Source organism: Bacillus sp. B19-2 (genome assembly GCF_022832475.1).
Lineage (GTDB): Bacteria > Bacillota > Bacilli > Bacillales > Bacillaceae > Bacillus > Bacillus paralicheniformis.
In genome coordinates, this window is the sequence record NZ_JALHKQ010000002.1 from 777,027 (window position 1) to 792,634 (window position 15,608).

Annotated in this window: 15 protein-coding genes and 1 riboswitch; of the genes, 9 read left to right on the top strand and 6 right to left on the bottom strand. The window is 45.7% G+C overall.

Going from position 1 to position 15,608, the window contains the following annotated elements; translation table 11 throughout:
- Positions 1-65 precede the first annotated feature (65 nt).
- The 3 genes from MST20_RS11060 (at position 66) to MST20_RS11070 (ending at position 1,743) form a co-directional block, all read left to right on the top strand.
- A complete protein-coding gene (locus tag MST20_RS11060) occupies positions 66-761 on the top strand; it encodes a thioredoxin domain-containing protein (RefSeq protein ID WP_243942167.1) in 696 nt (231 codons plus the stop codon).
- The gene (locus MST20_RS11065; RefSeq protein ID WP_003185211.1) at positions 751-1,164 is read left to right on the top strand and encodes a disulfide oxidoreductase; all 414 of its coding nucleotides are present in this window, start codon (positions 751-753) and stop codon (positions 1,162-1,164) included. Before MST20_RS11060 ends, MST20_RS11065 begins: the two co-directional genes overlap by 11 nt.
- Positions 1,165-1,257: 93 nt before the next feature.
- Positions 1,258-1,743, top strand: coding sequence for a GNAT family N-acetyltransferase (locus tag MST20_RS11070; RefSeq protein WP_243942169.1), 486 nt, complete (start codon positions 1,258-1,260; stop codon positions 1,741-1,743).
- Between the two features lie 95 nt (positions 1,744-1,838).
- On the opposite strand, the gene MST20_RS11075 is transcribed toward MST20_RS11070, so the two are convergent.
- Positions 1,839-2,369: a GrpB family protein gene (locus MST20_RS11075; protein WP_243942170.1), complete on the bottom strand. Its 531-nt coding sequence runs from the start codon at positions 2,367-2,369 to the stop codon at positions 1,839-1,841.
- Positions 2,370-2,493: 124 nt separating this feature from the next.
- Here MST20_RS11075 and MST20_RS11080 point away from each other — a divergent pair, with 124 nt between their 5' ends.
- The 3 genes from MST20_RS11080 (at position 2,494) to MST20_RS11090 (ending at position 6,977) form a co-directional block, all read left to right on the top strand.
- Positions 2,494-3,102 (top strand): trimeric intracellular cation channel family protein, encoded by a 609-nt coding sequence (locus MST20_RS11080; RefSeq protein WP_243942172.1) that lies wholly within the window; start codon positions 2,494-2,496, stop codon positions 3,100-3,102.
- A 179-nt stretch (positions 3,103-3,281) separates the two neighbouring features.
- Positions 3,282-5,618, top strand: coding sequence for an RNA polymerase recycling motor HelD (gene helD / locus MST20_RS11085; RefSeq protein ID WP_243942174.1), 2,337 nt, complete (start codon positions 3,282-3,284; stop codon positions 5,616-5,618).
- Between the two features lie 474 nt (positions 5,619-6,092).
- Positions 6,093-6,977, top strand: coding sequence for a carboxylesterase (locus MST20_RS11090; protein ID WP_023856268.1), 885 nt, complete (start codon positions 6,093-6,095; stop codon positions 6,975-6,977).
- An 88-nt stretch (positions 6,978-7,065) separates the two neighbouring features.
- Here the strand turns inward: MST20_RS11090 and MST20_RS11095 are convergent, their stop codons facing one another.
- Together MST20_RS11095 and MST20_RS11100 are read right to left on the bottom strand one after the other, a co-directional pair.
- Positions 7,066-7,476, bottom strand: coding sequence for a DUF5412 domain-containing protein (locus MST20_RS11095; protein ID WP_025809893.1), 411 nt, complete (start codon positions 7,474-7,476; stop codon positions 7,066-7,068).
- Between the two features lie 76 nt (positions 7,477-7,552).
- Positions 7,553-8,677 carry an aminotransferase class V-fold PLP-dependent enzyme gene (locus MST20_RS11100; protein ID WP_243942176.1) on the bottom strand — a complete coding sequence of 375 codons (1,125 nt, stop codon included), beginning with the start codon at positions 8,675-8,677 and terminating at the stop codon, positions 7,553-7,555.
- Positions 8,678-8,941: 264 nt separating this feature from the next.
- Between MST20_RS11100 and MST20_RS11105 the strand changes: the two genes are divergently transcribed.
- Together MST20_RS11105 and MST20_RS11110 are read left to right on the top strand one after the other, a co-directional pair.
- The gene (locus MST20_RS11105) at positions 8,942-9,802 is read left to right on the top strand and encodes an ROK family protein (RefSeq protein ID WP_243942178.1); all 861 of its coding nucleotides are present in this window, start codon (positions 8,942-8,944) and stop codon (positions 9,800-9,802) included.
- 88 nt (positions 9,803-9,890) lie between these two features.
- Positions 9,891-10,730, top strand: a complete 840-nt coding sequence (locus MST20_RS11110; RefSeq protein WP_075751370.1) for an aldo/keto reductase — start codon at positions 9,891-9,893, stop codon at positions 10,728-10,730.
- 39 nt (positions 10,731-10,769) lie between these two features.
- On the opposite strand, the gene MST20_RS11115 is transcribed toward MST20_RS11110, so the two are convergent.
- The 3 genes from MST20_RS11115 to MST20_RS11125 form a co-directional block, all read right to left on the bottom strand.
- Entirely contained in the window at positions 10,770-12,221 is a 1,452-nt protein-coding gene (locus MST20_RS11115) for an MDR family MFS transporter (RefSeq protein ID WP_243942181.1), read from the bottom strand.
- Between the two features lie 200 nt (positions 12,222-12,421).
- Complete coding sequence (locus MST20_RS11120) at positions 12,422-14,281, bottom strand: LTA synthase family protein (protein WP_243942183.1); 1,860 nt, start codon at positions 14,279-14,281, stop codon at positions 12,422-12,424.
- Between the two features lie 99 nt (positions 14,282-14,380).
- Entirely contained in the window at positions 14,381-14,851 is a 471-nt protein-coding gene (locus MST20_RS11125; protein ID WP_165428054.1) for a metal-dependent hydrolase, read from the bottom strand.
- Positions 14,852-15,091: 240 nt separating this feature from the next.
- Here MST20_RS11125 and sspJ point away from each other — a divergent pair, with 240 nt between their 5' ends.
- Positions 15,092-15,232: a small acid-soluble spore protein SspJ gene (gene sspJ / locus MST20_RS11130; protein ID WP_165428053.1), complete on the top strand. Its 141-nt coding sequence runs from the start codon at positions 15,092-15,094 to the stop codon at positions 15,230-15,232.
- 160 nt (positions 15,233-15,392) lie between these two features.
- Positions 15,393-15,569, top strand: a riboswitch (Lysine riboswitch).
- The last annotated feature ends 39 nt before the right edge of the window (positions 15,570-15,608 follow it).

Below are 15,608 nucleotides of genomic sequence, written 5' to 3' on the forward strand. Positions count from 1 at the left end.
TCTTGTTAAAATGAAAGAGGTTATCAAACTGGCATACTAAAAAATAAAAATAATGAGGTGTCTAAGTGAAGAAAAAACAGCAGTCACCGATGAAATTTGCAGTGATTATGACAGTCGTGGTCGTTTTTCTGATCGGCGCACTTGTCGTACTCAACAATCAAACCCAAAATGCTTCGCAAACCTTTGATGACAAGCCTTCAACTGAAGGACAGCCGCTTCTTGGTAACAAAGATGCGACTGTAACGATCACAGAATTCGGAGATTACAAATGTCCAAGCTGCAAACAGTGGACTGAGACCGTCTTTCCGGATTTGAAAAAGGATTACATCGATAAAGATCAAGTTAATTTTTCATATATTAACTTCGTCAATGAACAGCACGGCAGAGGGTCTGAATTGAGCGCCCTCGCTTCCGAGCAAGTATGGAAGGAAGATCCGGCTTCATTCTGGAAATTCCATGAAGCACTGTACAAAGCGCAGCCTGACAATGACACGATGGAAAACGAGTGGGCGACACCGGCAAAATTGGCGGACATCACGGAAACGAATACGAAAATCAAACGCGATAAGCTCGTCAGCAGCTTAAATGACAAAACGTTCTCTGAGCAATTAAAAACGGACAATTCGCTCATCAGCAAATACAGTGTAGACTCGACGCCGACGATCTTTGTCAACGGCATAAAAATCGATAAACCGTTTGATTATGACAAAATCAAAGAAACGATCGACAAAGAGCTGAAAGGCGAGTCTGATGAAAAATAAACTGCTCTTTCTGTACGGTGCCTGGATCGTCTCATTAACAGCGACGCTAGGCAGCCTGTACTTCAGCGAAATCCGTAAATTCATTCCTTGCGAACTGTGCTGGTATCAGCGGATTATGATGTATCCGCTCGTGCTGATCCTTGGAATTGCGACATTCCAGGGCGATGCCCGAGTGAAAAAATACGTGCTGCCGATGGCGGTGATCGGCGCAGGCATTTCCCTGATGCATTACATGGAACAAAAAATTCCCGGATTCAACGGCATTAAACCGTGTGTCACAGGAGTGCCTTGCTCAGGGCAGTATATCAATTGGTTCGGTTTCATCACGATTCCGTTTCTCGCCCTTATCGCATTTATTTTGATTATCATTTTTATGTGCTTTCTCAAGGGGAAAGACGAGTAAAAGAGCATTGTCTGACAATGCTCTTTTTTTACATGTTCAACAAAATGAATGCTATAATATTTGGAAATTATCAAATGGATAAGGAGGATGAGGATGGAATTTAAGATTCGTAAAATGAAAAAGAAAGACATCCGTCAAGTGCAGCAGATTGCCAAAACAAGCTGGAATCATACGTATGAAGGGATCATCCCTTTCGATATTCAAGAGAAATTCTTGCAGAAAGCGTACAATGATGAGAGAATGCAGCAGCGTTTGGAACACTCGTTAATGCTCGTTTCAGAAGCGGACGGAAAAATTGTCGGCTTTGCTAACTACTCCTTTGTCAGAGAAGGAGGGGAGGCTTATCTCGCTGCCATTTATTTAGCACCGGAATACCAAGGAAAAGGCATCGGAACCGCATTATTGGAAGAGGGGATAAAACATTTGGAGGGAGTGAAAAAGATCTTTGTAGAGGTTGAAACAGAAAACCGCACCGGAAAAAACTTTTACAAGGCGAAGGGTTTTGAGGATGTCTCCGAATATGATGAAGACTTTGAAGGGCATATCCTCAAAACGGTCCGAATGGCCTTGCGCGTATAATGCCTGCTTTCACTTCGTAAATTGGACATAGTAGTATAACAAAACCGCCATAATGAAGGCGATGGCTATTGTAAACAATTTATGTTTTGTCTTTTTCAGCATGCCGGGCCGCTCCTTTCCAAATGTTTTGCTTTCTCAATCACGGCTTTGATGAACGCCTCTTTTCCTTTTGTGTAGGAGGTACGGTCATATGGAAAGCGCCGCGCCAAGGTTTTTTTCAATGTTTCATATTCTTGCCGCTCGGCGGAGTGCTTTCTTAAATAATTTCGGAATCTCAGCTGGTTTTTCCATTCTTCGCTTTGAAAAACGTATACGTGCAGATGGTGTGTGCCCGCCCTCCACATTCCTTTTCGAAAAAAGCGCCTGGCCGGGAAGGCTTCGTGAAATACGTGCTCATAACCGAGCTTCTCAAGCGGTTCGATCCACGCTGAAGCTTCGCTGAGACTGTTGACGCCAGCCATCAGATCGAGCACCGGTTTTGCCGCAAGGCCGGGAACAGAGGTGCTGCCGATATGTTCGATAGCGAGAACTTTTTTTCCGAGGACATCCGTGAGCCGCTGTTTTTCAGCTTCAAATTCCTGGGCCCACCGGGCTTTCGCTTTTTCAATGATGATCTCCTGTTCCATGTTTCCACCCCTTTTAAAATGTCTTTTTATATTATAAGATATTTTGATTCAGAGAGGGTTGATTTAAAGGTTGGAGAAGTTATAAAATCAAAAAGATTGAAGTTTAGTATGGAGGACACCTTAGATGGCTTGGGAAGTGTTGAGCATCATCGGCACCGTCGCTTTTGCGATCAGCGGAGCGATCGTTGCAATGGAAGAAGAGTATGATATTTTAGGAGTTTATATATTGGGGATTGTGACGGCGTTCGGCGGAGGGGCGATCAGAAACCTGCTCATCGGAGTTCCGGTGTCCGCCTTGTGGGAGCAGGGGAGCCTGTTTCTAATCGCTCTTGTTTCGATCACGATCGTTTTTTTGTTTCCGAAGCTCCTGTTAAAGCACTGGAGCATCTGGGGGAGCTTTTCAGATGCGATCGGTCTTGCCGCATTTGCGATACAGGGAGCGCTTTATGCCGTTCACATGAACCATCCGGTCAGCGCGGTGATCGTTGCGGCGGTCTTAACAGGAAGCGGCGGCGGAATGATCCGTGACCTTTTGGCCGGAAGAAAGCCGCTCGTGCTGAAAACCGAGATCTACGCCGTTTGGGCCGCTTTGGGCGGATTCATTATCGGCATGGGCTGGGCGGAGAAGCCGCTCACGCTGTATATCCTGTTTGCTATGCTGGTCGCATGCCGCGTATGTTCGTACATGTTTAACTGGAAGCTGCCGAATCGTTCGCTGCGGTCCCACAGCTGAATAGAAAAAAAGCCGATTTTTCGTTGATTGAAAAATCGGCTTTTCATATTGATTTGACCAAACGTTATATGATAAGATGAAGTGTATTTCAGCGTAAAATTTAAAACATTATAGTATTATCCAATTATATTTTATCATGAATCTTTTTTGATGTCAAATCTTTTTAGGGAGTGGTCAGCGTGCAGGAAAACGGTCAGGAATGGCTGGAAGAGGAAAAACGAATCCGGCTTGTTTTAAAGGAATTGGATCAGAAGCTTCATTCTCTAAAGGGAAAGACCGGCGGATTGAAGGAGGATATCATTGATTTACGGAAACACTTCTGGAGCGATGTCACTGTAAACTTAGCCGATGAAAATGAAGCGGTTGAAACATTTTTTAGCATTAAACAGCAGGCTGAGTTTTTGGCTGAAAGGGAAAGGAGCCATAAGCAGTTTTACAACGAGTTGAAAAACTTGTTAAAAGTGAAAGAATCGCCTTATTTCGGCCGTGTAGATTTTTTGGAGGACGGCGAAGAAAACGCTGAATCCGTCTACATCGGACTCGCCTCTTTAATGGACGAAAAAGAAGAGCGGTTTTTGATTTATGATTGGAGAGCGCCGATTTCCAGTCTGTTTTACAACTATGGTCCCGGTGCGGCTCAATACGAAGTTCCGGACGAGACAGTCAGGGGAACGATTGAGCTGAAAAGGCAATTTCTCTTCAAAAACGGCCGGCTGAAAGCGATGTTTAATACGGATATGGCGATTGGAGATGAAGTCCTTCAGGAAGTCCTGGGGCAGCAGGCAGATATTCAGATGAAAAGCATCGTCGCCACGATTCAAAAAGAACAGAATCAGATTATTCGGAACGAAAGAAGCCGCTTTTTAATTGTTCGGGGGGCGGCTGGCAGTGGAAAAACGTCGGCGGCATTGCAGCGGGCCGCGTATTTGCTGTACCGCGGCCGCGGGCAGATCGAGTCGAGCCAGATGCTGCTATTCTCTCCAAACCTGCTTTTTAACAGCTATGTCGCCAATGTTCTGCCTGAGCTCGGAGAGGAAAACATCCAGCAGACGACATTCCAGGAATTTGTGGCGCGCCGCCTTGGAAAGCAGGTTTCGTGCGAGACTCCGTTCGATCAGCTCGAATATTGTTTAACTGCTTCAGACGATGAGGAGCAGCGCATCCGGATAAAATCAATCGAATTGAAATCCAGTCTGGCCTTCAAAGGCATTATCGATGATTACGTGAAATGTTTGGCAAAAGGGCGTCTGGATCTGGTGTTTAAACATATCGCCTTTCGCGGAAAAAGGATCATTACAAGCGATCAGGTGCAGGAATTTTTCGCGGCCCTTGATCATGCAGATACGCTGTCCAACCGGATTGAAAAAACGGGAAAATGGCTGTTACAGCTGCTGAACAAATACGAACGCCAAGAAAGAAAAAAAGACTGGGTCATCGAGGAAAGCGAGCTGCTGGATAAAGAGGAATATTTAAAGGCCTATAAACGTCTTCAGGAAGAACAGCGCTTTACGGAGAATACGTTTGACGATTATGAAAGGGAACAAAACCTCCTTTCCGCCATCATTGCCGAAAGGGAGTTCAAGCCGCTCAAGCAAGCAGTAAAAGCGTTCGGCTTTATTGATTTTAAAGGAACGTACCTTCAGCTTTTTTCCGGGCGCTATACTCCGCAAACCCGCCCTGATGACTGGCAAAGCATTTGCACATTCACCCAGAAAAGCTTTCGTTTTGAGAAGCTGCCGTATGAAGATGCCGTCCTTTTTTTATATATGAAAAACCAGCTGACAGGCGGGAGAAAAAACACGGCAATCCGCCATTTATTCATTGATGAAGCCCAGGATTACACGCCTTTTCAGCTTGCTTTTTTGAAGAGCCTGTTTCCCGCGTGCAGCATCACAATGCTGGGAGACTTAAACCAGGCGATTCTTGCCCATGCCTATCACGATAAGACGCTCCTGTCGGGAGGCGTGTTTGAAGGCGAAAAAACGGAGATCATCACCTTGAAGCGCAGCTACAGGTCGACGAAAGAAATTGTTGAATTGACAAAGTGCATCATCGAGGGAGGCGAAGAGATCGAAGCCTTTAACAGGAACGGCAAAAAACCGACTTTGACAATATCGGCCGACATTCATGCACACCATAAAAAGATGGCTTCCCTTATGACCGCCCTTCAAAAAGAAGGACTTGAGACGATTGCAGTCATCTGTAAAACAGTCCGGGAATGCAGGGATGCGTTCCGGCATCTTCAGCAGCATACAGAGCTTAAACTGATCGATAAAGAAACGAGAACGTTTCAAAAAGGCGTGATCGTCATTCCCGTCTATTTGGCGAAAGGGATCGAATTTGATGCCGTCGTCATTTATGACGCTTCTGAAAAACAATACAAAAAAGAAAGAGAGCGGACTCTGTTTTATACGGCGTGCACGAGGGCGATGCATGAGCTCCATCTCTTTTCCCTTGGAAAGGAAACGCATTTTTTAAACGGTGTTTCAAATGATATGTACACGAAAAGAGAGTGACGCTGTCACTCTCTTTTTTGGAGAAACCATTGTTTCTATAAGTTTTTTTATTTACAAACTTTTCTACACTAGGCTGAGTCTGTGGCAATCTTCTTCATATTCTGGCAGGTTAAAGAGTTTGTCATCTTAAACAAAAATGAAATGATTTCCAGCGTATATAGAGGAAAGTGGTCTGGCTAAATAATATAAAAGCTTTTATTCATCAAATCGCTTCTCTTTTTCTTGAGGATATATAACATATTTTCTATTTTCATTTTACATGCAGGAGATTACGAAATCGAAATCGTTCATTAAAATCTGTTATATTAAATTTCATAGTTCTGTATCATAATATAAAGCTTTTTAAAATTGGAATTTGATGATTAATTTATTCTGTAATATATTATATATAGAGTCTGTTATATATAATGACAAACTCCCCTGCACGAAACGGCATATTCATTTGAAGAGGATTTATTGGGAGGGAAATATTTCATGTCAAACCATTCACCGATTACCCCTGATTTAAGTGACAGCGGCATTCGCTATTTTCGGGCTTATAAGGAAAGCCTTGGTCTTTGGCCAGTTCATTACAAAACTTTCTACGTATCTACCCGTTTCGGCCAAACGCATATTATTGCAAGCGGACCTGAGGATGCCCCGCCGCTTGTATTGCTTCACGGCGCATTATTCAGTTCCACTATGTGGTACCCCAATATCGAGGATTGGAGCAGCAAATACCGAACATACGCAATTGATATCATAGGTGATAAGAACAAAAGCATCCCTGCAGATTTATGCGGTACGAGGGCGGGTTACGCTGATTGGCTTCTCGAAGTGTTCGACGCTTTGGGGATAGAGAAGTCGCACATGGTTGGTCTTTCGCTTGGCGGGCTTCATACGATGAATTTCGCTTTACGTGCGCCAGAGAGAGTAGAGAGCGCAGCGATCCTTAGTCCCGCGGAAACATTTTTGCCGTTTCATCACGATTTTTATCAATACGCTCTTAGCCTCACAGAGCCTGATGGAGTAGAGAATTTCTTAAATTGGATGATGACAGATCGTAATGTGTTACACCCGGTTTTTGCAGAGCAGTTTCATGCAGGCGTAATGTGGCAGGATGGATTAAGACAGCCAAGGCCTAACGCTGACGGATTTCCGTATGTTTTCACTGACGACGAATTAAAATCAGTAAAAGTCCCTATTCTATTATTGCTGGGTGAACATGAAGTCATCTATGACCCGCAATCAGCCTTACATCGCGCCTCAACATTAGTTCCAGGTATTGAAGCGGAAATCATAAAACAGGCAGGTCACGTTTTATCAATGGAACAGCCTCAATACGTAAATGAACGTATATTACGTTTTTTCAGTAAATAAACCACAGTTTTGTTGTCCATTTCATGGAGATGCAGCGGCTTATACGAGCGGTCATACAAACTTTTTCCAAAGGCTGAGAGTGACGCTGTCACTCTCTTCTTCCATCATATATATCAGTTCTGACATCCAGCACGTTGTTGTTGATGGACACATGGTATTTGTCCTGCCATTCGATTTTGACATGTTCTTCTTCGTATCCCCAATAGATGTTTTTTCGTTCACCGGTGGCAACCGTTGTCAATTCCCCTCTGACGGAAGGGGAGTTCGTTCCCCCGCCTTTATTCACGCTATACAAATTCAGGTTGTATGCTTGATTCGGCGAAGCGGAAGACTGAATCCAATTTCCTTTCGGCAGATGATTCATCGAGTAAAAATGCGTATACACGATATATCCGATGGTAATGCCTGACGCAAGCAAAACAGCCAAAATGGCAAACAAGACGCTTCGGCACGGTGACTTCCTCTGCTTTTCTATTTCTCCGTCAATATAAAGCTCCAATTTGTCTCATTCCTTGATGAAAATTGTTTTTTATAGTTTAAGGAAAAAATCGTATTCTGTCTATTTTGAAGCAGGGTTAACTAAAGAGCGCCGCCATCTCATCCATCACAAACCCGATTTCCTCCTTTGTATTGTAAAAATGCGGGGCTATTCTGATGACGTTGTTTCGCGCTGAGACGATGATATGCTTTTCACGCAAGAGAGCTTCCATACGGCCCGCCTCTTCGGCATACACCGAGATCAGGCTTGTTCTGTTATGTACGGTCTCGGGGCCTATGATCTTCAGGCCTTTTTCCGCCCCGTATTGCAAAGAGAATGCCGCGAGCTCCCGCAGGTAGTGCTCGATCCTGCCGGGCTCTGCTTCAAGCAGCAGCCTCAGTGCCGCGTCTGCCGCGTAAATGCTGATAAATGACGGTGTCCCCGACTCGAAGCGTGTCGCACCTTCCGCAAAGCATGAATCTAAGGCAAATGGTTTGTTCCTGCCGAACCAGCCGGCCGTCTTCGGCACAAATTGTCCGCAAAGTTCGCGTTTCATATACAAAAAAGCCGTTCCGGGAATGCCGAGCATGTACTTGCGCGTTCCCGCCGCAAGGATGTCGATATCCATGTCTTTGACATGAATCGGAATGTGTCCGGCGGTTTGATAGGCGTCGACAAATAAAAGCGACCCTTTTTGATGAACAATCTCGGCAATCTGTTTTACATCTTGTTTAAACCCGTTCCGATAGCCGGCATGGGGTACACAAGTCAAGAGCGTCTGATCGGTAACGTCTTTTTCGTATTGTTCCAAGTCAATCATCCCGTCTTCGCTCTGAATGATGATGAGATGATCTTTGAAACGGTCTTGCGCAAGCCAAATTTGGCCGACGGCAGGAAAATCGATATCCGTGAAGGCGATCTGCCTTCGGTGGGGTAGCTGCGGCAATGAAGCGGCGACAGCCGCCACGGCGTCAGATACTGACGGCAAAATGGCTATCTCTTCTTTTTCGGCGCCGATCAGCCGGGCGAATGTTTCCTTGACTTCATCCATCTTGCCGAGATGCGCTTTCCAGTCTGTACCGGCTGTTAAAAGGCCGTTCTGATACTCATCAACCGCTTTGGCAACAGGCAGTGCCAACGCGCTTCCGGAGCATGCGGCAAGGTGAACATGACCAGACAATATCGGAAATAACGAACGGTAAGTGTGGAATGGATGCTTCATGATATCCCTCCTCATTAAAGCTTCGAGCGGGCCTGAAAAAATCCTCTTTCTCACAGTTGAAATAAAGCGGGCAGAAGCCTCTTTAAGCGAAAAAACAAACGCTGCAGCTGTTTGAAAACTGTCACATTTTCGGGAAGCATTTTTCCGTCAGCATCAAAAGCCTCCATGCTCTGGTGAATCATTGTTCAGTGCGATTGCTTTCTTTCATCGTCTGATTTATGATTCAATTAAAGCAATTCAAACAGATGAAAAGGAGCCGAGAGGATGAAACATTACGGTGCAATAGAAGCAGGAGGCACAAAGTTTGTTTGTGCAGTTGGAACAGAAAAGGGAGACATCATTGACAGGCTGACGATCCCGACGGAGACGCCTGAAGAGACCATTGGAAAACTGACCGATTTCTTCAGCAAGTATCAGCTCACATCAATGGGGGTGGGCTCTTTTGGACCTATATCCGTTGCAAAAGATAAAGAGGATTACGGATACATAACCAATACGCCGAAATTAGCCTGGAAGGGGTACCCGTTTATTCCCGAGCTGAAAAAAAGGCTCGGCATACCGGTTTCGTTTACGACTGATGTAAACGCTGCCGCGCTTGGCGAACTGACGAAAGGAGCGGCGCAAGGTTTGGAAAGCTGCTTGTATATTACAGTCGGTACAGGAATCGGAGCAGGAGCGATTGTCGGCGGCCGGCTCGTGCAGAGCACGCTCCATCCTGAAATGGGTCACCTTCTCATTAGACGGCATCCGCACGATACGTTTGAAGGAATCTGTCCGTATCACAAGGACTGCCTTGAAGGGATGGCATCGGGTCCGGCGCTTGAAAAGCGCTGGGGGAAAAAGGGCAATGATTTGGCTGGAAACGAGGAAGTTTGGGAGATTGAAGCCGACTACTTAGCGCAGGCTCTCATGCAATATATCTTGATCCTGTGCCCTGAAAAAATCATCATGGGCGGCGGTGTCATGAAGCAGCAGCAGCTGTTCCCGCTGATTCGCAAAAAGCTTGCCGAATATATGAACGGATACGTTGACCTGCCTGATCTTGAAGGATACATCGTGCCGCCGGGTCTCGGCGACGATCAGGGAATCACCGGAGCGCTCGTATTGGCTCATGAAGCCGGTTGAGCAAGTTGTTTTGTAAAATCCACCCAGTGTGAGATAATAACGGCGGTGCGTTTAAAAGCATGAAAAAAAAGAAAGGTGGTCGTTCAAAATGGTAAGCAGTTTAAAGGATACTGTGACATTACATAACGGTGTGAAAATGCCATGGTTCGGACTTGGAGTTTTCAAAGTGGAAGAAGGCAGCCAAGTCGTAGAATCTGTGAAAGCAGCCATTAAAAACGGATACCGGAGCATTGACACAGCCGCTATCTATCAAAACGAAGAAGGCGTCGGCAAAGGGATTAAAGAAGCAGGCGTTCCCCGCGAAGAGCTTTTCATCACGTCAAAGGTTTGGAACAGCGATCAGGGATATGAAAAAACATTGGCGGCTTTTGATGAAAGCCTTCGAAAACTCGGCCTTGACTACCTTGATTTATATTTGATTCATTGGCCTGGAAAAGACAAATATAAAGATACGTGGCGCGCACTTGAAAAGCTGTACAAAGACGGCAGAGTGAAAGCGATCGGCGTCAGCAACTTCAATGTGCACCATTTGGAAAGCTTATTGGAAGATGCGGAAATTAAACCGATGGTCAATCAGGTTGAGTTCCATCCGCGGCTGACTCAGGCTGAACTCAGGGACTACTGCAAGAAACAGGGCATTCAGGTGGAAGCGTGGTCTCCGCTCATGCAGGGAAAACTCCTCGATGATCAAGTGCTGACTGACATCGCTAAAAAATACAACAAATCCGTCGCTCAAGTCATCCTGCGCTGGGATTTGCAAAATGAAGTCGTCACCATTCCGAAGTCAATCAAAGAACACCGCATTATTGAAAATGCCGACATATTTGACTTTGAATTAACAGCGGAAGATGTCGAAAAAATCAACGCTCTTAACAAAGATGAGCGCGTCGGTCCCGATCCTGACACAATGGTTCACGGATTCGAATAAGCATAAGAAAATCCCGGGTTCATAAAAACCCGGGATTTATTATTTTTCATGGATGGCCAAGCGGCCTTTCGCTTGTTTCCTTCTGCTGCCGTCGAGCCGTCCGCGGCGGTGCTGCTTAATAAAGAATGAGAGAACCAATCCGATTCCCGACAATGCGGCCGCGGTCATAAACGCCAGATTGACGCCGTGAATCATCGCCGTATCCGAAGACGGACCGGCAGGATCGGCAAGCGCACGCTGTGTCATGATGGTGATGAGAACAGCCGTCCCGATCGATCCGGACATCTGTCTCATCGTATTGTTCATGGCCGTTCCATGAGGAATCAAATGGCGCGGGAGCTGGTTCAAGCCGGCTGTTGTAACAGGCATGAGCACCATCCCCATGCCGACCATCCGAATCGCATAGACGGCAGACAAATACGCAAAAGGCGTTGTCTTTGTCAGATGGGTCAAGAGCAATGTGGTCACGAAGATCGCCGTCAAACCGGTGATGCTCAAGATCCGCGCGCCGATTTTGTCAAAAATTCTTCCGGTAATCGGAGACATCAGCCCCATCACGACAGCTCCCGGAAACAGCATCATTCCCGATTCCATCGCCGTGAAATGGCGCATATCCTGCATATACATCGGCACGATCGTCGCCGCTCCGATCATCGACATAAAGACAACCATCCCGATAATCGTCGCAAGTGTAAACATCGGATATTTAAATACCCTGAATTCCAAAATCGGTTCTTCCAAATGGAGCTGCCTCCAAATGAACCAAAACAGCGTAACGCTGCCGACCGCGAAGCCGCACAGCACGTCCGCACCCGTCCAGCCCGCAACACCGGCGCTGCTGAAGGCGTACAAAATGCCGCCGAAGCCAAGTGAAGACAAGATGATGGAAGTAACATCCATCTTAGGCGACGTCTGTTCGGTGACATTTTTTAAAATAAAGTGTGCGGCAATCATGTCGATAACGGCAAACGGAAGCAACAGGTAAAACAATACTTCCCAAGGGTAGCGGTCGACGATCCAGCCTGACAAGGTCGGTCCGACAGCAGGAGCGAAGGCAATCACAAGCCCGACCATTCCCATCGCTGATCCGCGCTTTTCTTTTGGGAAAATCAATAAAAGCACCGTCTGCATCAATGGCATCATAATGCCCGCACCGGCCGCCTGCACGACGCGTCCCGCAACCAGCGCCGGAAAGCTGAATGACAAGGCGCAGATCAGAGTCCCGGCGGTAAATAAAGACATTGCCGCCATGAACAGCTTTCTCGTCGTGAATTTTTCAATTAAAAAAGCCGTAACTGGAATCATGATCCCATTCACGAGCATAAAAACGGTCGTCAGCCATTGGGCAAGCCCCGGCGTAATGTTTAAGTCCCTCATGATCGGAGGCAAAGCCGTCGTCAATAGCGTCTGATTCAAAATGGCGATAAAAGTCCCCATAATCAAGACGGCAACAATCGGCAATTGATTTGTCTTATGCTGTGTTTCACTCATATTAAAACCTTCTTATTTATCATTTTTTATAACACTTTATGAAATAATCGGTAACCGAAATAACTTCTCTTTTTATTTAGGGTAACGAAGGAACTGCAAAACCGCAAGTTCATTTTTAACATTCGGTATATAATACCCAGCTGTCCCTCCATTTAAACAGCCCCTTTAAGCCGGGGAGAATCCGGCTTAAAGGGGACGGATTATTTTTTATAAAATCTCAGCAAATCACCGTTAATAATCTTATCGGAAAGGGAAAGCTCTTGATTCGCCTTCTCTATGAGCGGGCCGCATTTGTCCTCTCTGTCGTTGATCATGTCCCCGGTTTTTTTGCTGTAGCACGTATTTTTCGTGTAGATATAATCATCTGTTATAAAGCTGCCGTTTCTTAACACAGCGAAAGGCATTCTTTCTTTCGAAAACAGGTCATTACCGAATTGAATCATGCCTTTTGTATCAATTCCGAGCAAATGGAGCAATGTCGGTTTGACATCAATCTGTCCGCCTGTTTCAGATATCGTTTTCGGGTCTTGATCCGTTACCCCCGGAATGTGGATAATCAGCGGCACACGCTGCAGCTGAACGGTATCGTAAGGGGTGATTTCGTCTTTGCCCAAAAATTGAGCCAGCGCATCGTTGTGCGCTTCTGATATGCCGTAGTGATCTCCCATGAAGACGATCACGGAATTGTCGTAAAGGCCGTTTTTCTTCAGTTTTGCAATGAAATGCTTCAATGATTCGTCTTCATAGCGTACAGTCGTGACATACCGGTTTAGAATCTCACTGTCCGAGTCGTATTCATCGATCAGCTTATCCTTATCATCAATTTGGAACGGAAAGTGGTTCGTCAATGTGATCAGGTTGCTGTAAAAGGGCTGCGGCAAGTCTTTCATCAAGTCGGCCGATTGCGTTAAAAACTCCTTATCCTTCAGTCCCCAGCCCGTTGAATTTTCAGGTGTCACATGAAAATAGGAGACGTCATAAAAGCTGTCGATGCCAAGGGCTTTGTACATGACGTCCCTGTTCCAGAATTTTTTATGGTTGGCGTGGAATACCGATGTTCTGTAATCGTGGTTCGCCAGTGTTTTATACATCGAATTATACGCATTTTCACTCTTCGTAAAAAACACGGAACCGCTCAGAGACGGATAGAGCGAATTGGCGACAATGAATTCCGAATCGGACGTTTTTCCCTGTTCGGTCTGCTGATAAAAATGGTCGAAATAATAGCTTTTTTGAATGAATTTGTTCAGGAACGGCGTGATTTCCTGGCCGTTCACCTTTTCATTGATGACAAATGTCTGAGTGGATTCAAGCGTTACAAAGATGACGTTTCGTCCTTCGGCTATCCCGAACTTATCCTGGTTCGGTTTGCTGTAGTCGGCGTTTGTGTAGTTCTCGATCGTTGCCAGGCTGTTTTCATCAGCGACCGCTTTCTGTGTCAAATTAAAGGTCTGTGAAATGCCGTCCAACAGATGAAACTGATATAAGCCGATGTTTTTTACAAGCACTTCCCTGTCGTAGGAGTAGCTTAAAAACTTCGGCTGATCCAGCTCCGACAGGGCGAGATTAAACAGCACCGTTCCGGCGGCTGCCGCGTAGTAGATCTTAACGGCTTTAGCGGAAAGCTTTTTGCCGGTTCTTGCACGCGTTTTTGCCAGCCAGACCAAAAGAGCCAAATCCAGAAAAAGCGCGATGAAAATCGGATTGAACAGCTCCTGAAAACTACTCCCAAGCCCCCCGAGGTTTTTTGCCTGGAACAGGACGGGAACGGTGATGAAATCGATGTAGAAACCATAGAAAATGCTGTTTGCAATCAAGATGCCCGTCAGGACGACATTAGCCCCGATTAAATAGAGGCGCTGCGTTTTTTCGCGAAAAAAGAGGCTGATGCCGAGTACAGGGATGAGAAAGCTAAGCGGGTTGATAAACAGGATCAATTCCTGAAGTGCGTTGTCGATTTGTAAATTAAAGCCCAGCTTGTAGATGAAATACGTCTTCATCCACATGAAAAATATGGATAGGCATAAAAACCACTGCTTTTTAAAAAAATGTTCTTTCATATAAATAGCTCCTCACATATAATCCCCGCAGGTAAAGAACACCAAAATAAAACGACTGAACAAAGCATAATACAGCAATCGGTCAAACCGTCCCTTTCGTCAGGCGATCAAGTTCGCAATAAAATAGCACGAAACAACGGTGAGCACAGCCAGAACGCCTTGTTCCGCCTTCCCGCCGGTTTTAATATAAAGGGGCAGCCGAACCTTAATGGCGGATGGAAAGAAAAGTTTGATGCCGTTTACAGTCCCGGCATCAAGGAGCAGATGGCTCGCCATTCCGGCCATCAATCCGACAAGTATGCTCTGATCTGTAAAATATAAATGTGCCGCAAATGCCGTGATGAGTAAAAAGAGAAGGCTGTGTGTAAACGTCCTGTGCCCGAAGACAGAACTGACCACTGCTGATAAAACCGGAAGCCTTCTGCCGATCTTGCTCTTTGTATGGCAAATATCCGGAATCAATGCTCCGATAACGCCCGAAGCTGTCATGAACACTGGATCATATCCGTAAAAATAAGCAGCAGCCGTGCAAGAAGCGACCCCTCCCATGATGTGTGTTTTTCCTGTCATATCGCTTCTCCTTTAAGACCTATAACAATTTCCTAATGAAAACTATATCAAGAGTTCTGGCGGCCTTCAAGACAGATGGTGGCAACTTGTCAGCCAAAAAAACGCATTTTCCTGAGGCAATCAGCATGTTTACATCTAGAATATGGTGTTTTCAGTTAAAAAACACATTCAAGGTTCTGCATAATTTTAAAGTGATAAGCCAAATTAAAATTGTACCACATTTTTAAAGAGGTGATTCATTTGGGTATTTTCTTCAATAAAGATAGAGGAAATAAGGAAAAGGACCAACACGCCGTTCGGGGGGCGCTTGAAGACGCAGGACAAGCGCTGAAAGGAGACCCTTTGCAAGAGGCGGTCAACAAAAAGAAAAACAACCGATAAATGCCAGATGGAAGCGCCGCCTTCCATTCTGCAGAAGGCTGCCAAAACAGGCGGCCTTTTGGCGCGGCTGTCCGTTTTTTCCATCACTTCCCTTTGACAGATTAAAATTTCTCTGGTAACCTCTTTTCAGAATATGTGATAAATCCTCACTCTTAACTCTTAGTGAGGTAGAGGTTGCGCGGATGATGAGTCGCATGTGTGAGGCTGATGGGGCCGATGATCATATGCAAAAGGCATCAGCGCCGAAGCATAAGGAAGCCATTCATTCTTTATGCTGGGTCTGCATTGAATAAGTGCAGGACTGCCGCGGGTTTTCCCGCGGAGGGCTATCCGGAGATCAAGAGTGTATGTTTAACCAAAGCATGGACTTTTGTTC